The organism is Pseudomonas sp. TTU2014-080ASC, assembly GCF_001446935.1.
GTDB lineage: Bacteria > Pseudomonadota > Gammaproteobacteria > Pseudomonadales > Pseudomonadaceae > Aquipseudomonas.
In genome coordinates this window covers 121,986-140,202 of the sequence record NZ_LKKK01000013.1, presented here as the reverse complement: position 1 = coordinate 140,202, position 18,217 = coordinate 121,986, and the positions used below count along the sequence as shown (strand labels likewise).

General features: G+C 53.8%; 15 protein-coding genes. 8 read left to right on the top strand and 7 right to left on the bottom strand.

From position 1 onward, the window contains the following. Window positions 1–984 precede the first annotated feature (984 nt). The 3 genes from AO726_RS17170 (at window position 985) to AO726_RS17160 (ending at window position 6,642) form a co-directional block, all read left to right on the top strand. Window positions 985–1,617 (top strand): response regulator transcription factor, encoded by a 633-nt coding sequence (locus AO726_RS17170; RefSeq protein WP_082629177.1) that lies wholly within the window; start codon window positions 985–987, stop codon window positions 1,615–1,617. 230 nt (window positions 1,618–1,847) lie between these two features. Beyond that, window positions 1,848–5,303 (top strand): ATP-binding protein, encoded by a 3,456-nt coding sequence (locus tag AO726_RS17165; protein WP_058069331.1) that lies wholly within the window; start codon window positions 1,848–1,850, stop codon window positions 5,301–5,303. Window positions 5,304–5,427: 124 nt separating this feature from the next. Further along, window positions 5,428–6,642, top strand: coding sequence for an EAL domain-containing response regulator (locus AO726_RS17160; protein WP_275044103.1), 1,215 nt, complete (start codon window positions 5,428–5,430; stop codon window positions 6,640–6,642). A 62-nt stretch (window positions 6,643–6,704) separates the two neighbouring features. Here AO726_RS17160 and AO726_RS17155 read toward each other — a convergent pair whose 3' ends face one another. The 5 genes from AO726_RS17155 to oscA form a co-directional block, all read right to left on the bottom strand. Then, a complete protein-coding gene (locus AO726_RS17155; RefSeq protein ID WP_058069330.1) occupies window positions 6,705–7,694 on the bottom strand; it encodes a sulfate/molybdate ABC transporter ATP-binding protein in 990 nt (329 codons plus the stop codon). Between the two features lie 2 nt (window positions 7,695–7,696). Next, complete coding sequence (gene cysW, locus AO726_RS17150) at window positions 7,697–8,569, bottom strand: sulfate ABC transporter permease subunit CysW (protein ID WP_058069329.1); 873 nt, start codon at window positions 8,567–8,569, stop codon at window positions 7,697–7,699. A 10-nt stretch (window positions 8,570–8,579) separates the two neighbouring features. After that, window positions 8,580–9,398, bottom strand: coding sequence for a sulfate ABC transporter permease subunit CysT (gene cysT / locus AO726_RS17145; protein ID WP_058069328.1), 819 nt, complete (start codon window positions 9,396–9,398; stop codon window positions 8,580–8,582). Window positions 9,399–9,532: 134 nt separating this feature from the next. After that, the gene (locus AO726_RS17140; protein ID WP_058069327.1) at window positions 9,533–10,531 is read right to left on the bottom strand and encodes a sulfate ABC transporter substrate-binding protein; all 999 of its coding nucleotides are present in this window, start codon (window positions 10,529–10,531) and stop codon (window positions 9,533–9,535) included. 160 nt (window positions 10,532–10,691) lie between these two features. Next, a complete protein-coding gene (gene oscA, locus AO726_RS17135) occupies window positions 10,692–10,874 on the bottom strand; it encodes a sulfur starvation response protein OscA (RefSeq protein WP_058069326.1) in 183 nt (60 codons plus the stop codon). Window positions 10,875–11,133: 259 nt separating this feature from the next. Here oscA and AO726_RS17130 point away from each other — a divergent pair, with 259 nt between their 5' ends. From AO726_RS17130 to cysW (AO726_RS17110), 5 genes are all read left to right on the top strand, one after another. Continuing rightward, complete coding sequence (locus tag AO726_RS17130) at window positions 11,134–11,715, top strand: alpha/beta hydrolase (RefSeq protein WP_058069325.1); 582 nt, start codon at window positions 11,134–11,136, stop codon at window positions 11,713–11,715. Window positions 11,716–11,770: 55 nt separating this feature from the next. Further along, a complete protein-coding gene (locus tag AO726_RS17125; protein WP_058069324.1) occupies window positions 11,771–12,718 on the top strand; it encodes a sigma 54-interacting transcriptional regulator in 948 nt (315 codons plus the stop codon). Window positions 12,719–12,879: 161 nt separating this feature from the next. After that, entirely contained in the window at window positions 12,880–13,893 is a 1,014-nt protein-coding gene (cysP, locus tag AO726_RS17120) for a thiosulfate ABC transporter substrate-binding protein CysP (protein ID WP_058069323.1), read from the top strand. Window positions 13,894–14,065: 172 nt separating this feature from the next. Continuing rightward, a complete protein-coding gene (gene cysT, locus AO726_RS17115) occupies window positions 14,066–14,914 on the top strand; it encodes a sulfate ABC transporter permease subunit CysT (protein WP_058069322.1) in 849 nt (282 codons plus the stop codon). Further along, window positions 14,911–15,738 carry a sulfate ABC transporter permease subunit CysW gene (gene cysW / locus AO726_RS17110; protein ID WP_058069321.1) on the top strand — a complete coding sequence of 276 codons (828 nt, stop codon included), beginning with the start codon at window positions 14,911–14,913 and terminating at the stop codon, window positions 15,736–15,738. Before cysT (AO726_RS17115) ends, cysW (AO726_RS17110) begins: the two co-directional genes overlap by 4 nt. 35 nt (window positions 15,739–15,773) lie before the next feature. Here cysW (AO726_RS17110) and AO726_RS17105 read toward each other — a convergent pair whose 3' ends face one another. Together AO726_RS17105 and AO726_RS17100 are read right to left on the bottom strand one after the other, a co-directional pair. Beyond that, on the bottom strand, window positions 15,774–17,006 hold the full coding sequence (locus AO726_RS17105; protein ID WP_082629176.1) for an acyl-CoA dehydrogenase family protein: 1,233 nt from the start codon (window positions 17,004–17,006) through the stop codon (window positions 15,774–15,776). 3 nt (window positions 17,007–17,009) lie between these two features. Beyond that, window positions 17,010–17,936, bottom strand: coding sequence for an aliphatic sulfonate ABC transporter substrate-binding protein (locus tag AO726_RS17100; RefSeq protein ID WP_241492139.1), 927 nt, complete (start codon window positions 17,934–17,936; stop codon window positions 17,010–17,012). Window positions 17,937–18,217 lie beyond the last annotated feature (281 nt).

The window sequence follows — 18,217 nt, the reverse complement described above, 5'->3', positions numbered from 1 at the left end:
GCTAAGAAGCGACCGAGATGTATGAGCCACTGACACACCTCAAGCGCGTGTAGCACGCAACACCGACAGTGAATACAGGCTCTCACACTGATAACAATACACAGCCAGTGATTAGCTTCAGCTGATAAAAACTGCTGCACCTTAATTTCAATTGCACGCCCCTACCGCTTGGCACAGCAAACGAAATATGTCGTTCCCTGTGCATATTTATATGCGACAAGCCAGACATCCGCGGTCACGCCACCGCCCGGTGCGCCAAAGGCTCTGTAGATAAATGCACTCGGCCTTAGAACAGAAACTGAGCCAAGTGTTTTACACCCCGAAATATCGTTATTAGCTTTGTGCGCCAAAATCGCTGCTATCCGACAAGAAAAATCAGACATATCTGCTATCAGAGCCGCCTACATCACAATTCAATAAATCACCAATCATTATCAACCAGGCGGCTACTCAATGCTCATTATTCACCACAAAACAAGACCACTCTTAGCCAAATCAATACATCGGCCCGTATAATAAAATAAATCACACAAAAACAACCCTGAAAAACCAATCCAATACTCACACAATAACATCCCGCCGAAGAATAAAAACAGCATCCCAAAATTCTTCAAGAACTTCGTTAAACACCCCGCAAATTAAAAACATATCTAACAAAAACCGCCCATCGTTAAAGTTAAATCAATACACCAAATCACGGCAACCATTAGTCCAATCAATTATCAGGAATCTAAAAACACTCTAGTCAGCGACAACACGAACCCTGCACCAGCCCAAAGGAATGAAACTCACAAAACCGATAGCAACCATCTGACACTTGCGTAACATTTCCCTATACTCAAAATCATTCGCCACCTGTGACCACCTCCTTGAAGATAAAAAATATCCTGACGAAAGAAGACAACATCCTTATAGGTACGAAAAACAAAAACTCAAACCCCAAACATCTCAAGAACCATAAATATCAAACCGAGTATATCTAATATGGCACGGATACTTATCGCAGATGATCATACTGTTGTACGAATGGCAGTCCGCATGGTTCTTGAAAATGCAGGCCATGAAGTAGTTGGCGAGGCTGATTGCGGTGTGAATGTGGTAGCGCTAGCTAGGTCTCTCAGGCCACAACTAATCATACTTGATATAGACCTTCCACAAGTTGACGGCATTACTGTCTTACAACGTCTATGTTCGGGAGATGATAGTTTTAAAGTTCTGGTTTTTTCCGGAATGGGAGCCGATCAATACTCCATACGCTGCGCGCGTGAAGGAGCATCAGGTTTTATAAGCAAAAGCGGCAACATGGAAGAACTACTCACCGCAGTTTCGATTGTATTAAGCGGCTACACTATTTTCCCCACTTCACATTTACCAACCTTCAGCGCAACATCATCCAATAAATTTGACAACGAATCAGAAGCCATTAACCAGCTTTCCACTCGAGAGTTAACTGTACTGAGGTATCTTGCCCGCGGACAACGTATCCGAGACATTGCCAAAACACTTCTACTCAGTGAAAAAACTATTAGCACGTACAAAACCAGGCTCATCACCAAACTTCAAGTAGACAACCTTGCTGAACTTATTGAAATTGCAAAGAGAAATTCGATTATCTGAATAGAAGGAACCCTTCCATGAAAGCCTGACGTCGGAACGACCGGTATAAAGATGAAACTAAAACACTTGCTAGCGCTGGTTGTTAACAGCCTTTTTTACTTAATTGCTATGCAAATGAATTTCAGCAGAGCACGCCACTGGAACTCAAAGGTAGCCAACTTAAAGCATCAACGCAGGTCCAGCTCAGTGAGGCCGAATGGCAATGGCTGAGAAAAAAACAACGAATCGTCTTGGGCGTTTCACGCCCTGATCATCGCCCTTTTGACATTACCACCAGTGATAAGCAGTACGAGGGTGTGAGCGCAGACTATGTTGACCTTCTGCGGCAGACTCTAGACATTCCGTTCGATATCACTATCTTTGAAGACCGTAAGCAGGCCAGACAGGCGCTCATCAACGGCACAGTTGACCTACTGGCCAGTTCTAACAATTTTGATATCCAAGATGTAAGCCTGACACTCACTCAACACTATGCTCCTGACCAGATCGCACTTTACGTCAGGCTTAATGAGAAACGGACATTTCCGGAGTACTTCAACGGGGTGAAGATCGCCATACCGGACGATTACTTAACCCCAGCAACTATAAGGGAGTTCTTCCCTCACGCTTTAATCGAAACTTATAACTCGCGCCACGAAGCGCTGGCAGCTTTGGCTTTTGGCAAAGCTGATCTCTACTTGGGCGACTCCTACTCCGCCAACCTGATCATCAACGAGCAGTACTTCAACTACATTACGATTGAGCGACTGCTGCATACCCATCCTAGCGGTACCAGCTTCGCCATCCGCAAAGATAACGATACACTGCTCGAGATTATTAACACCGCCATACAGGCTATCAGCCCTCACGACAGTAGAGAGATTTTACGCCGCTGGGGCGGCGGCACCGGTTCCTCAATAACCCAGCCTCTGGAGTTATCGGCCAGCGAGCAGAACTGGCTGAGACGTCACCCGGAAATAGCGGTGGCCATTGGCTTGGATCAGGCTCCGATTGCGTTTATTGATCAAGACGACAACTTTGGCGGCGTTATGTCAGACCTGCTGAAGATAGTCACCCTGCGCACAGGCCTTAAGTTTAATGTACGCACTTACGGCAAAGGCCTCGACCTGATTAATGCACTCAACAACAATCAGGCAGACTTAGCTGCACTGTCCCCGAGCATTACCCGTGAGGCCACACTGCGCTTTTCCCTACCGTTTGCGGTGATGCCATTTGGTCTGGTGGTTAATCAGGACAACAATGAAGTATCCGACCTACCTAGTTTGGCAGGACAGCGGGTAGCTATTCCAAATGGCCATATCTTGCTGGAGTACTTAAAGGACCTTCACGGCATTCAAGTTATTAGATCCAATAACTTTGTCGAGGCTCTTGATCTTGCCAGTTCTGGTAAGGCCGATGTCGCGATCGCTCCCTTGATGATTGCCCGATATTATTTATTACACACGAAAGACCTGAATTTGAAAATTTCCGGGATTATTGGCCCGGATAAAGCCAAATTTTCTTTTGCCACCTCCAGAGCTAACACCGAGCTCGAGTCCATACTTAATAAAGTACTGCGTGAGTTACCCCCAGACGAATTGAATGTCATCAATACACGCTGGCGGGCCAACTCTGCTATGCGTGAATCACGCCTGGTTGACTATCAATCGATGATTCTGAAAATAGCCGCCTTGGTCTGCATTCTTATTGCGGCGGCTTTTATCTGGAATCTAAAGCTGCGTCGACAGGTTCAACAACGCCGCGCAGCGGAACATGCTCTCGGTGACCAGCTGCGTTTTATGCGCACCCTGATTGACGGCACTCCGCTACCCATTTACGTGCGAGACCGCGACGGCAAACTACTTACCTGCAACCAGTCCTACACCTCTTCCCTCGGGCTCTGCGATGATGATGTAACCGGCAAGACAGCAATTGAGGAAGGGGCCGTTTTGCCTGAGGAAGCCAGGCGCTTTCATGCTGACTATTTGCTGGCCATCCAGACTGGCGAACCGCTCGTCAAAGACCGCACTCTTCACGTGGATGAGCAGACATTTCACATCTATCACTGGATTCAGCCTTATCGGAACCGGCGCGGTGAAGTGCAAGGGGTGATTTGTGGCTGGTTAGATATCAGCGAACGGCATCAATTGGTCAGTGATCTACAAGCAGCGAAACAACAGGCCGATGATGCCAGCCGGGCAAAAACCACTTTCCTGGCGACCATGAGCCATGAAATCCGTACGCCGATGAGTGCCGTAATTGGCATGCTCGAACTGGCGTTGAAAAAGCGAGCCACTGAGGGGTTCTTTGATACCTCAGCTATTGAAGTGGCCTACAGCTCCGCCAAAGGGCTACTTGAGTTGATTGGCGATATTCTCGATATCGTTCGCATTGAGTCCGGACGTCTCAATCTTGCCCCCCGTCGCACCAACCTTCGCGAGCTGGCCAAATCTGTAATCCGGGTATTTGATGGGCTGGCCCGACAGAAAGGACTGACCCTCACTCTGGACTTTGACTTTGGTCCAGGTGCCAAGACCGACGTATTGGTTGATCCGGTGCGAATCAAACAGATTTTGTCCAACCTCATCAGCAACGCGATTAAGTTCACTGATATCGGCCAGGTGCAGCTGAATATCAAAGGCACACCATTGCCAGATGAACGAATTCGATTGAATGTACGGGTGGCCGATACTGGCCTTGGTATTTCCGCGCAAGATCAGGCGCAGCTTTTCAAACCCTTTTCCCAGGCCACTCAAACCACTACCGGAGCTCGAGGCGGCACGGGCCTTGGTCTGTCTATCTGCCGTTCGTTGTGTGAAATGATGGGAGGCTCTTTAAACCTCAGCAGCGAGCTAGGTGTAGGCACGGTTGTGACATTTGACCTGACCTTGAGCTGCCTGCCGGAAGCTAAAGCAACGAGCAGCGCAGACACCGAGAGGCTGTCCAGTGATAGCCACTCCTTGAATGTACTTGTGGTTGACGATCACCCAGCCAACCTAATGCTCTTGGCCCAGCAACTGGAGTTTCTCGGGCATGTTGTCACCAAAGCCAGTAACGGTTCTGAGGCGCTGGAGCACTGGCACAAACAGACTTTCGATTTAATCATTACCGACTGCAACATGCCGATCATGAGCGGCTACGAACTGGCGGAGGCAGTACGTCTGGATGAGTCGATGCGAGGCATTAATCCCTGCAGCATTTTTGGCTACACCGCCAACGCTCAGCCCGAAGAGCAAGAGCGTTGTCTGCGGGCTGGTATGAATAAGTGCCTATTCAAACCCATCAGCCTTGAGGAACTCAGCGAATGTACCGGGAGCATCGCCCCCACTCCGCAAGAAACAACATCAGACGGGGCGGACGACATGGACACATTTAACATTGCCGCAACTTACCAGTTAACCCGTGGTGACAAGACACTGGCGGCACAATTGCTGAATGAACTTGTACGCAGCAATCGCAGCGATCTCGACGAGTTGCAAACGATGGCCGGTAAGTTTGACCTCACGGGCGTAGCCAGCCTCGCCCACAGAGTTCGCGGAGCAGCGCGGATTGTCCAGGCCAAACATTTAATTGAAGCCTGCATGGAGCTAGAGGCCGCGGCAAAATCCCACGACACCACGCCTGAGCATTTGGCTGAGGCAGTGCAGAGCCTTAAGATGACTATTGAGAACTTGGAGCGTGCAATTCTCGCGACCCAGCACGACTAAGCACAGAATATTCAGGTGTAAGGGAATCATCAGTCAGCATTCCCTTACACAACTGAAGCGAACTACCGACATATCGCCAAGCGCCTCACGTTTAGGATGAACACAACTTCAAATGGGAGGCCGCATGATGCAAGCCCTTACAGTTTTAGTTCTGGAAGACCACGCCTTTCAGCGAGCGTTGACTGTCAATGCTCTTAAACATGCTGGAGTTGGCTGCATCATCGAAGCCGCAGACGGCCAAGAGGCGATCGACAAACTCTCAGAGAGTGGCGGTGCCGATGTAGCCATTTGCGATTTGCACATGCCTGGCATCGACGGCCCCCGTTTTATCTGCCAAGCCTTCCAGCAAGGTCTCATTAAAGGCGTCATTATTAGCAGTGATGTCGACCAGCCACTGCGCACCGGCGTGGCCAGCATGATCAGCTATTTGGGTCTGAACCTGCTCGGTGATTTGGGCAAGCCCCTGCAGGCCGAGCAGCTTTACTCACTGCTGAGCAACTTCAAAAAGAACGACCTTCACCAGCCGGTGCCACTGCCTGAGCTGCATGAGCTTCCCAACCCAGAAGAGGTTATACCGGCACTGGAGAATGGTGAGTTCCAAGCCTATTACCAGCCAAAGATGAATATTCGCACCCGCAAGCCTCAGGGTGCTGAAGTACTCGCACGCTGGCTTCACCCCAGACTTGGCTTGCTCAACCCGCGGCATTTCATGCCGTTCGTTGAAGCGAACAACCTGTTCGAGCCTCTGTTCAACCAGTTGCTGAAACAAGGCTGTGAACTGCAACGCCAGTTACAGACACAAGGCAAGCAGCTGGAACTGGCCTACAACCTAGATCCTTCCCAACTGGCTTCACGGAATCTGACCGAAGACATCAGAAAGATGCTGACTACCTATCAGCTGCGAGCCAGCAGCCTGATGTTCGAAGTCACCGAAAGTGGCCTGCTGTCGGCCCCGGCCACCAGTTATGAGAACTTTGTGCGCTTGCGCCTTATGGGCTGTGGCTTAGCGATGGATGATTTCGGCACGGGCTATTCGTCATTGCGGCGTCTGTGCGAGCTGCCCTTCAACCAGATAAAGCTGGATGCTTCCTTTGTGCAGAACACACAAAAACAGCCACGTTCCAAGGCGATCATCAAAACAGCACTGACCTTAGCCAGCGAGCTGGATATTTCTTTAGTGGTTGAGGGCGTCGAAACCATCCAGCAGCACAAAATCATTGAAGAGATGGGTTGCTCTCTTACCCAAGGCTTTTTTTATGCGGGGCCAATGCCCGCAGATCAGTTGCTGAGTTTTATCGCCCCCCGGCAAAACCTCAGCTCTTTTCCGCGCCATATCTAATCCACTGCCACAGAACGCCAGATACACAAAGGCCGGCATTTGCCGGCCTTTATCTGAGTGGATTACAGGTTTGACTGGGTGTATTGCGATTTCGGTTTGAAGTACAGGGTTTCGCCACGAGTCAGGTTGTCCAAGGACAAGTGATCCTTCGCCACCTCAGCCTCAATCGGCTCGCTCTGCCCTGCAATCTTCAGAGTCACGCGGGTAATCGCACCCAACGGGCGGATATCACGGACTTCCCCGGCCTGATGCCCCTCTTCTGCCTGGCGGGACAGGTGAATCTCGTGCGGACGGAACAGCACGTGTTTTTCCTCACCGACATACAGACGGTTGGCGTCACCGAGGAAGTGATACACAAAATCACTGGCCGGTTTCTCATAAACCTCGCCCGGTGAACCGATCTGCTCGACCACCCCTTTGTTCATCACCACGATGCGGTCAGCCACTTCCATCGCCTCTTCCTGGTCGTGGGTAACGAACACAGAGGTCAGGTGCACTTCTTCGTGCAGGCGCGCTAACCAGCGGCGCAGCTCTTTACGCACTTTGGCGTCCAGCGCACCGAATGGCTCATCCAGCAGCAGTACCTTCGGCTCGACCGCCAAAGCACGGGCCAGGGCAATACGCTGACGTTGTCCTCCGGACAGTTGCTCCGGGTAGCGATCTGCCAGCCAGTCCAGCTGCACCAGATCCAGCAACTCGTGGACCTTTTTCTTAATCACACTTTCATTTGGGCGCTCGCCTTTGGGCTTCATGCGCAGGCCGAAGGCGACGTTGTCAAACACCGTCATATGACGGAACAGTGCGTAGTGCTGAAACACGAAACCGACGTTGCGATCACGCACGTCGTGGTTCGATACATCTTCACCGTGGAACTGGATGCTGCCGGTGTCCGGGGTTTCCAGACCGGCGATGATGCGCAGCAGCGTGGTCTTGCCGCAGCCAGACGGGCCCAGCAGCGCAACCAGCTCACCACTTTTGATGTTCAGGTTGATGTTGTTCAGCGCTTTGAATGCATTGAAATTCTTGCTGACGTTAGTGATTTCAATCGACATGATTATTCGTCCTCTGCCTTGTGGCGCAGGCGGTTAATGCGTGACTCGCTCCACTGCTTGAGCAGCAGAATAAACAGCGCCAGAAGCAGCAACAGGCTGGCAACGCTGAACGCGGCGACGTGATTGTATTCGTTATAGAGAATCTCTACATGCAGAGGCAGCGTATTGGTGTAACCGCGAATGTGCCCGGACACCACTGATACGGCCCCAAACTCGCCCATGGCCCGCGCGGTACATAGCACCACGCCATAGATCAGGCCCCATTTTATATTGGGCAGGGTGACATGCCAGAACATTTGCCAGCCATTTGCCCCCAGAAGCCGGGCGGCCTCTTCTTCCTGCGTGCCCTGCTCCTGCATCAGCGGGATCAGTTCACGGGCCACAAACGGCACAGTCACGAATACGGTCGCCAGCACAATACCCGGCAAGGCGAAGATGATCTGGATATCGTGTTCGCGCAGCCAGCCACCAAAGAAACCTTGAGCACCAAACAGCAGGACATAGATCAGACCGGCAATCACCGGGGAGACCGAGAACGGCAAGTCGATCAGGGTGACCAGAATGCTCTTGCCACGGAAATCGTATTTGCTCACGCACCAAGCGGCGGCCACACCGAACACCAGGTTCAGCGGTACTGAAATGCCCACAGCCAGCAGCGTCAAGTTGAGGGCCGAGATAGCATCGGGTTCGAAGATGGCGGTGAAGAACGTACCTAAGCCCTGCTTCAACGCCTCACTGATTACCACCAGCAGTGGTAGCAGTAAAAACAGACTGAAAACTACCCAAGCCCCGCCAATCAACAGGCGGCGCCCCCATGCATTGCCCCGGCGTCTTGCATTGACCGAGGAGGCGGCTGTCACGGATACAGAAGACATCTCGACCTCCTCAGGATTTGGCGATTTTGCGCTGCAGCAGGTTGATCAGCAGCAGCAGAATGAACGACACCACCAGCATCAGCACGCCAATTGCGGTCGCACCGTGATAGTCATACTGATCGAGCTTGACCATGATCAGCAGCGGCAGAATTTCCGTCTTCATCGGCATGTTACCGGCGATGAAGATCACCGAGCCGTACTCCCCCACACCACGGGCAAATGCCAGCGAGAAACCAGTCAGCCAAGCCGGTAGCAAAGCAGGCAACAGTACGTAGCGAAACACCTGAAACGGCTTGGCGCCCAGGCAGGCTGCGGCTTCTTCAACTTCACGGGGAATGTCCGCCAACACCGGCTGAATAGTTCGCACCACAAATGGCAGGGTGACGAATGTCAGCGCCAGGGTGATGCCGATTGGCGTGTAAGCGATTTTGAAACCCAGCGCGGTGGCGAACTGGCCGACCATGCCGCTGGGTGCGTATAAGGCGGTCAGAGCGATACCGGCAACGGCGGTTGGCAGAGCAAAAGGCAGATCGATCATCGCTTCGATCAGCTTACGCCCTGGGAAGGTGTAACGCACCAGCGCCCAAGCCAAGAGCGTACCAATCAGCCCGTTGATCAGAGCAGCGGCGAACGCGGTTGCAAAACTGAGTTTCAAAGCAGCCCACACACGCGGTGCTGAAATAATGGCCCAGAACTGATCCCAGGTAAGCTGGGCAGCGTGAACAAACATGGCTCCGAGGGGAATCAACACCAACAGACTGAGATACACCAGGGTGTAGCCCAGCGTCAGCCCGAAGCCGGGTATGACGGGGGAAGTGCGACTAGACATTGCCTGTCCTTATCTGCTTGTACGACGGAACACACTACTCAGCCCTGATGCACAAACCCCATGTAGGTGCCGTGCAGCAGGGCTGATGATTGCGATCAAAGGTGGGACTGCTTAACCCACCCTGAACCTGCGGCTTAGTGAGCCTGATAGATCTGGTCGAAGATGCCGCCATCGTTGAAGAACTTCGGCTGAGCGGTTTTCCAGCCACCGAAATCGTCATCAATGGTGACCAGTTTCAGCGCCGGGAACTGCTTGCTGAACTCTGCTGCGACCGCTTCATTACGCGGACGGTAGAAGTTCTTCGCGGCAATGCGCTGACCTTCTTCGCTGTAAAGGTAATTCAGATAGGCTTCAGCCACTTTACGGGTGCCTTTCTTCTCGACGTTGGCATCCACGACCGCAACCGGCGGCTCAGCCAGAATCGACAGCGACGGAGCCACGATCTCGAAGTTTTCGCCGCCTTGCTCTTTCAGCGCCAAGAAGGCCTCGTTTTCCCAAGCCAGCAGCACGTCACCGATCTGGTTGTTCACAAAGGTGATGGTCGAGCCGCGCGCGCCGGTATCCAACACCGGAACCTGCTTGTAGAGCTTCTCTACGTACTCTTTGGCTTTTTCTTCGCTGCCGTACTTCTGCTGCGCATAAGCCCAGGCGGCGAGGAAGTTCCAGCGGGCACCGCCGGAAGTTTTCGGGTTAGGCGTAATGACTTCGATGCCTGGCTTGGTCAGGTCATCCCAGTCTTTGATGTTCTTCGGGTTGCCCTTGCGTACCAGGAACACGATGGTGGAAGTGTATGGCGTGCTGGACTGCGGCAGGCGCTCCTGCCAGTTTTCCGGGATCAGTTTGCCCAGCTTGTTCAGCTCGTCGATGTCGCCGGCCAAAGCCAGCGTCACTACATCGGCACGCAGACCATCAATCACAGCACGGGCCTGCTTGCCCGAGCCACCGTGAGACTGCTGAATGGTCACAGCTTCATTGCCTTCAGCCTGCCAGTGCTTATTAAAGGCAGCGTTGAACTCAACATACAGCTCGCGGGTTGGGTCATAGGACACATTGAGCAGGGTTTCAGCAGCGGCCACGGGGCCTGCAATCAGAGCGCTGGCCAGTGCAGCCAGAGCAAAACGGCGGATAGACATTATGTAGCTCCTAAGCATTTGATTCTGTTTGATTTATTAAAGTTGGCGATCAAAAACACATTCGTGACTGACAGCTACAACACCGGTTTGGCTTAATTGTCTGCGCCGGTTTCATGTCTACGCTCCCCCGCTATGCTCGAGTTGAGTACGTTGGTTTGGCTCAGGCGCTCTTGCTGGCTGGGGCCTGCAAGCGGAATTTCTCCTTGCGCTCAATCTGCACCACCTGACCGTTGTGCACGGTGATTTCCACCGAGCCAAACTTGAGGCCATTCAGCGCAGCCTGAATCTCACGCAGAATGCTGGCGTCGTCCTGGCCTTCAAAATTACGAACGGTTGCAGTCATTTTTATGCTCCTGTTGGGTCCCATTCGACTGGTGAGAACAAGGGGTAGCCGCTGGGTGTGAATCGATAGTAGTGAGCAATTGATATTCTTAAAAATACCGTTTAAGAACATTTATATTCCTAATGGAAATATATAATTCAAATCTAAATCGAACGTGCAGAATCGATAAAAGTGAATAAGCAAATAAGTTCTTATTCTTTTTGATATCTGAAAACTCTTCCTACACTGCGCTCAACAGATATGTGCAGGAGAGCCAGACATGCGAAATGACACCACCCGCTACCTGATCATCCCGGGCTGGCAAGGCTCCTCAGATGAGCATTGGCAAAGCCACTGGCAACGCGTTCTGCCTAATGGTGCACGGGTTGAGCAGAAAGACTGGCTAAGCCCTAACCGTAAAGATTGGGTTGACGAGCTCAACCGCACGATCGCGAGCGATCCACGCCCGACCATCCTGATTGCCCACAGCCTGGGCTGCGTCACCGTCGCTCATTGGGCCGTAAGCGCCCCCGTTGAACTGCTGCAACGCGTACGCGGGGCGCTGCTGGTCGCACCAGCCGACGTCGAGCGAGCCAACTGCCCGCCAGAGCTGCAAAACTTCGCGCCCATTCCCAATCAGGCGCTGCCCTTCCCCAGCCAGTTGGTGGGCTCTGATAACGACAGTGCTGCCAGTGCCGCACGCGCCATCGAGCTGGCTCGCCAATGGGGCAGCGATGTGGCCATCCTCAGTGGAGCTGGCCATATCAACGTCAAATCCGGGCATGAACGCTGGGAGCAAGGCTTCGCCTATCTGTATCGCCTGCAGCACCGAACAGAGCAGCTGCATCGTCTGCGCGCCTAACGCAGCATTGGAATTTATATACAGCTTGGACACCAGGCTGTGCAGGAGCATTTTGATGAGTCCGAACACCCTCAGCGAACAGGCCTTACTGACTTTCGCTGACGCCGATAAAAGCCCACTTAGCATCCGCGCTAAGGCGCTGGTGTTTATTGACCCGCGCTCCCGGGAATTGCGCGATCAGGTCGAGCAGCTGGCGACACAACCACTGCCCTTATTAATTGAAGGCGAGACCGGTACGGGTAAAGAACTTTTGGCCCGCCATATTCACCGCGCCAGCGAGCGCCCTGGTCTGTTTGTCGCGATCAGCTGCAGCGGTCTGAGCCCGCAATACGCGCAGGCAGAGCTGTTTGGCTACGCTGCAGGCGCCCATCACGGTAACTCCAGCAGCCGGGCGGGCTGGTTCGGCTCGGCGAATAACGGAACCCTGTATCTAGATGAAATTGGCGATCTGAGCCCTGAACTGCAGGAAGATTTGCTGAGCGCTCTGGAAACCGGAGAAACCTGGCGGGTCGGTGCCAAGCAGCCAACGCCTGTTGATGTACGCCTGCTGGCCGCTACCAGCATCAACCTGGAACAGGCCGTCAGCGCCGGCAAGTTCAATGAACGTCTCTATCGGTATCTGATCGATGGACGCATCACGCTGCCGCCGCTACGCGAGCGTGTGGGGGATATTTTGCCGCTGGCTGAATACTTTCTGGGAATTTATGCACAGCGCCTTAATGTGCCACTGCCGGAGATCAGTGATGAGGCGCAGCGGCGCCTTGAGCTGCACAGCTGGCCGGGCAACACCCGCGAGCTGGAGAACGCCATCCACTTTGCCCTGCTGGTCAGCAGCGGCCCGGAACTGCTCAGCGAACACCTGAACCTGGTGGAACAGCGTCCGACAGTTGAGTCCATCGAAGACAGCATTAACAGCTTCATCAGGCGTGCCAGTCACAGCGATCTGTATGAGCTACAGAAGCTTATTGCAGCACAACTGGAGCGCCTAACAGAGAGGCTCTAAGCCATTCCCAGCCTTCATATGCATTTAAGGAATATACATAGCACTAAAAAATATTTATTAAGAATAACGAAACTATGCAGTATCGCCGACCAGCTTGGCTGAACGGCCATCAACAAACATAAATGCCTGCCAACAGGCGAGTGACGAGGAAAGTCTGCCCCATGCTTAAGAAAATTTTGCTGGCCACGGCCATTACTTCCAGCCTGCTGAGCAGCGCTGCTGTCCTGGCTGAAGACAAACCGATCCTGAATGCCTCCTACGATATTGCCCGTGAGCTGTTCGGCGAGATCAACCCGAAATTCCAGGCTCACTGGAAGGAGACAACTGGCAAAGACCTGAAGATTGACCAGTCTTTCGCCGGTTCCTCCCGTCAGGCTCAGGACATTATTCAAGGCAAGAAAGTCGACATCGTGACCTTTAACCAAGTGACCGACGTAGACATCCTGGCCAAGCGCGGTCTGGTGCGCAAAGACTGGGCTGAGCAGTTCCCGAACAATAGCTCGCCTTACTACAGCACCACAGCCTTCCTAGTGCGCAAAGGCAACCCGAAGAACATTAAAAGCTGGGAAGACCTTGCCCGTCCTGACGTAAAACTGGTGTTCCCTAACCCGAAAACCTCCGGCAACGCCCGTTACAGCTACCTGGGTGCCTGGCTGCATGCGAATGAAGCGTTCAATGGCGACGAAGCCAAAATCAAAGAGTTTGTCGGCAAAGTGCTGCGTAACGTAGAGAACTTCCCAACCGGCGGCCGTGCAGCCACTGTTGCATTCGCTCAGAACGGTCAGGGCGACGTGCTGCTGACCTTCGAATCGGAAGTGGTCAACATCGCAAATGGCGAAGAGTTCAAGTCCGGTGGTTTTGAAATCGTCGTACCGCCAGTCAGCGTTCTGGCTGAGTTCCCGGTTGCCCTGGTCGACAAAGTGGTCGATGAAAAAGGTACCCGCGACGTCTCCAAAGCCTACCTGGACTTCCAGTACAGCAAAGAGATTCAGCAGCTGCTGACCAAGTACAGCTACCGTGTGCACAACCCGGAAGTGGTCGCCGCGACTGCTGATCAGTTCCCGAAAATCCGCCTGATCAACCCGACTGATGTTCTGGGCAGCTGGGACGATATTACTGCCAAGCACTTCGACGCAAATGGTATCCTTGACCAACTGTTGGCCGAGGGTCGCTAAGGTTCAGCATCAAAGCGCCCCGAACTGGCTGCTTAATATGCAAACCTGGACTCAACAGGCTTGAGTCAACAACAGGCCGCCCATAGAGCTTTACTGAAACGTCGCCGAGGCAGTCAGCGCAGGTAGTTTCAGAAGGGCTCTAAAGGCGGCCTGTGTATTTAGGGCTATATGCGTGTCTAGATCACCACGTTTCTTTTTGCAGAATCCTTTGCTCCCAGGCTTTGGCCTGAGCTTTGGTTTCAGCGTCTTTTATATCTCACTAATCATTCTGTTCCCGATCTCGGCGCTACTGCTGTACGTCAGCGATATGAGTTGGGCGCAGTATTGGCAAGCGATCACTGATCCGCGCGTTGTGCAGAGTTACAAGGTGACCATCAGCGGCGCCTTCTACTCAACCATTGCCGCCGTGCTGATTGGCTTACTGCTAGCCTGGATCATCACTCGTTACGACTTCCCGGGCCGCCGCTTGGTGGACTCTTTGGTTGATCTGCCTTTCGCCCTACCGACTTCGGTGGCTGGCCTGACCCTGGCCGCGCTGCTCGCACCTGGTGGCTGGCTGGGGCAGTGGCTTGCGCCCTTTGGTTGGAAGGTTGCCTACGCCTACCCGGGCATCATCATCGCAATGGTCTTTACCAGCCTGCCGTTCGTGGTGCGCACGGTGCAGCCGGTTCTACAGGACTTGGGCAGCGACTATGAAGAAGCCGCCCGCACTCTGGGTGCAAGCCGCCTGCAAACATTCCGCCACGTGGTTCTGCCGACACTGACCCCGGCGCTGGTCACCGGTGCGTCACAGTCTTTTGTGCGCAGCCTCGGCGAGTTCGGCGCGGTGATCATGATTGCCGGCAACATTCCGTTCAAAACGGAAGTCTCCTCGCTGATGATTTTTGTGCGTCTGCAAGAGTTCAATCACACCGCCGCGGCAGCCATTGCCTCGGTGATTCTGCTGGCCTCACTGCTGCTGCTGTTCAGCCTGCAAGTGGTTCAGGGCCGCCTGTTCAAATGGCAACGGCAAGGCAAATGAAAAAACCACAACACTGGCATCAATGGCTGCTGATCGCACTTGGCCTGACTCTGGTCACGCTGATGCTGATCCTGCCTCTGGCTCTGATTTTTACTAAGGCGCTTTCCGGTGGCCTCGATCTGCTGTGGAGCAATCTGAATGAAGATTACATGCTCCACGCCATCGGCCTGACTCTGCTGGTCGCAGTGCTGACCGTGCCAATCAACATGTGCTTCGGCATCATGCTGGCCTGGTGCGTCACCCATTACGACTTCCGGGGGCGCAAGCTGTTGACCACGGTAATCGACATTCCCTATGCGGTTTCACCGGTGGTGGCAGGCCTGTGCTATCTCGTCGTGTACGGCCTTGAACATGCACTGGGGCGCTGGTTCTACGACAACGGCATGCAACTGATGTTTGCCTGGCCGGGCATCGTCATGGTTACCGTTTTTGTTACCGCACCGTATGTGGCGCGGATTCTGATTCCGGTGATGCAGAGCCAGGGGCAAGATGAAGAAACCGCAGCGCTGTGCCTGGGTGCCAACGGCTGGCAGATTTTCTGGAATATAACCCTGCCGAAAATCAAATGGGCGCTGCTGTACGGCGTGGTGGTTACCAACGCCCGGGCGGTGGGTGAGTTCGGTGCGGTGTCGGTAGTGTCCGGCACCATCCTTAACCAGACCCTGACCCTGCCGCTGCTGGTAGATCAGTTGAACAACGACTACAAACCCGCCGCCGCCTTTACCGCCGCAGGGCTGCTGGCCTGCATGGCCCTGCTCACCTTGCTGCTGAAGACCTTTATGGAATGGCGGCAACGCAACCTGATGAAACGCGCCGAAGCCTGATCAGGCGCATTACGGGCCTGCGCCGCAGGCCCGCTTCAACCGTAAGGCGAAGGCTCCGGCAGCTTGCCGGTGACCAGCCAGTTACCCAGATCACGCACTTTGTAATCCAGTGGATCATGAAGTGTGTGCACCCGCACGTTGCGCCAGAAGCGGTCGAAGCCGTAGCGTGAGCTGGTCGCGCTGGCGCCCATGTTTTCAAAAATCTTCGACGTGATCTCCAGCGCAGCCCGTGCTGAAACCACCTTTGCCTCGCTGATCGCCAACGCAACCTCGGCGCGTTCATTGAGCGTCAGCACCGGCTTCTCCCACGCTGCCTGCAGACGCTGAGCCGCGTGTTCCGCCAGCAGATACGCCGAGCGATAGTGCAGCCACAGTTCGCCGTAGCGCTGCTGAACAAACTGATCCTCGGTAGCCAGCGCCACACCAGATGCGGGCCAGGCCCGACTCTGCTCACGGGTATAGCGCTGCGCAGCATCCAAAGCTCCCTGCGCATTACCCAGGTACAGCTGCACCAACACCAATTGCGCCAGACATGCCCGTAAAGTGCTGCGCGGACTACCGCCTGGCCCGAGTAACTCACTGCTGTCGACGAAGACGTTTTCAAACTGCACCGTACCGCTGTCAGTCTGACGTTGGCCGAAACCATCCCAATCGTCATTCACAGCAATGCCTTCACGCTGACTGGGCAGCACGATGAAAACCCGGTCGTTCGGGTTATGGTTGCGCGGCGCACTGACCACCAGAGCATCCGCACCTAAAGCCCCCGAGCAGAACGACTTGTTGCCATTGAGCTCGTAATGTTCATCGCGGCGTTTGAGCTTCAGGCGGTTGTCCCGGCCATTGGTGGCATTGCCCCAGAACCAGTGCTCGTGCACCGTGCGGCTCAGCCAGATGCGCTGCTGCTCGGCATTGCCATAGAGCAGAATGGTCGCCACCTGCAAATGCTGGAAGGCAAACAGGTGGGCCAGCGAGCTGTCCACCGCAGCCAGAAACCGCACGATGCGGTATATCTCCGGCCACACCATTCCTTGCCCGCCAAACTGCTGCGGTACAGCCAGCGTCAGCAAGCCACTGTCCCTGATCAGCTGGCGCTCAGCCAGAGCACTGCCGCCCTGGCGTTCACGCTGCACCACGTTGGCAGCCAGTTTGCGCGCAAGTTTTTCCACGCGCTCGCTGCGATCGGTGAAGTCCTTAGGAAACAGCCTCGGTTCCAGCACGGGATGCAAGCCCGCAAAGTTCTGCCCGGTCACACGAAGCTGCTGGCGCATGTTCTACTCCTCCAACCAGACAGCCACATCCAGCGCATCCACAGCCCTAGGCAGCAGCCCTTCGGCGACAAATGCATCGGCTATTTTCTGCTGCTCATTGAGGCTCGCACGTTCCACCCGCTGCACCTGATAGCTGCGGCGACTGTTAGCTTTCTCGACAATCGCCGGGTCCAGATTACCCCACAGAGGGCTGAGTACCTTCGCCGCCTCTGCAGGGTTAGCACGCAGCCACTCGGCCGCCGACAGCAGCTGTTCAAACACCACGTTCAGCACTTGCGGATTGGCCTGAGCAAATTTACTGCTGGTCAGGTAATAGCGTTTGTAATCGGCCAGATCGCGGCCGTCTGCCAAGGTGCGGGTCGGTAATTGCTGCTGCGCACCACTGAGGAACGGCTCCCACGTTACCCATGCATCAACCTTACGGTTTTCAAATGCAGCGCGGCCGTCTGCCGGAGTCAGATAAGCAGGCTGAATATCCGAGAACTTCAGCCCGGCCTTAGCCAAAGCCACCAGCAATAGATAATGGCTGCCAGCCGCTTTGGTGACGGCGACTTTCTTTCCTTTGAGCTGCTCCAGGCTGGTCAGGGGCGAGTCTTCGCGGACGATGACGGCCTGTGCCGAAGGCGATGCTGCTTCCTGGGCAAAATAAGTCAGCTCCGCCCCTGCTGCCTGAGCGAACACCGGCACCGTATCGGCCACATCAGCAGAGAGATCGATGTTGCCGACATTCAGTGCTTCCAGCAGCGGCTGGCCATTGGGAAATTCATGCCAGCTGAGACTAATGTCGAGTGGGGCCAATGCACGTTCAAGGCTACCGTTGCTCTTGAGCAAACTGATCAGGGTCGAAGATTTTTGATAGCCGATCCGAAGCTTTTTAGCTTCATCGGCGGCCTGGGCGTTTGCTGTGACAAGGATCAATACAAGGCCCATGGCCAGTATTGATTGAAAGAAAAATCTTAGGCGCTTGGGCATGGCAGACCTCTATCTAGACGTGCCGGCCAGCCTCACGGCCGGATCACGCACAACTTCAGGGAAACAGGTATGAAGTCCGGTGATCCGGTAGGGACAAAGCTAAATGATCTAAAAATCATCGAACAAATAATTTTTAGAAATTAGCTTATAGAAAGTAGTAAGAAGGTTTTCTTATTCCGATAGGTTATTTAAACTTAATAATAAATTCTTTTTAAGTACTGTCGAATTGTCCTTAGAGT

Excerpts from the sequence above, each read along its gene's own strand:
- cysT (WP_058069328.1), bottom strand. The coding sequence starts at position 9,398 with ATGTCTAGTCGCACTTCCCCCGTCATACCCGGCTTCGGGCTGACGCTG.
- AO726_RS17170 (WP_082629177.1), top strand. The coding sequence starts at position 985 with ATGGCACGGATACTTATCGCAGATGATCATACTGTTGTACGAATGGCA.
- cysW (WP_058069321.1), top strand. The coding sequence starts at position 14,911 with ATGAAAAAACCACAACACTGGCATCAATGGCTGCTGATCGCACTTGGC.
- AO726_RS17130 (WP_058069325.1), top strand. The coding sequence starts at position 11,134 with ATGCGAAATGACACCACCCGCTACCTGATCATCCCGGGCTGGCAAGGC.
- AO726_RS17100 (WP_241492139.1), bottom strand. The coding sequence starts at position 17,936 with ATGGGCCTTGTATTGATCCTTGTCACAGCAAACGCCCAGGCCGCCGAT.
- cysP (WP_058069323.1), top strand. The coding sequence starts at position 12,880 with ATGCTTAAGAAAATTTTGCTGGCCACGGCCATTACTTCCAGCCTGCTG.
- cysW (WP_058069329.1), bottom strand. The coding sequence starts at position 8,569 with ATGTCTTCTGTATCCGTGACAGCCGCCTCCTCGGTCAATGCAAGACGC.
- AO726_RS17105 (WP_082629176.1), bottom strand. The coding sequence starts at position 17,006 with ATGCGCCAGCAGCTTCGTGTGACCGGGCAGAACTTTGCGGGCTTGCAT.
- AO726_RS17160 (WP_275044103.1), top strand. The coding sequence starts at position 5,428 with ATGATGCAAGCCCTTACAGTTTTAGTTCTGGAAGACCACGCCTTTCAG.
- AO726_RS17140 (WP_058069327.1), bottom strand. The coding sequence starts at position 10,531 with ATGTCTATCCGCCGTTTTGCTCTGGCTGCACTGGCCAGCGCTCTGATT.
- oscA (WP_058069326.1), bottom strand. The coding sequence starts at position 10,874 with ATGACTGCAACCGTTCGTAATTTTGAAGGCCAGGACGACGCCAGCATT.
- AO726_RS17155 (WP_058069330.1), bottom strand. The coding sequence starts at position 7,694 with ATGTCGATTGAAATCACTAACGTCAGCAAGAATTTCAATGCATTCAAA.
- AO726_RS17125 (WP_058069324.1), top strand. The coding sequence starts at position 11,771 with ATGAGTCCGAACACCCTCAGCGAACAGGCCTTACTGACTTTCGCTGAC.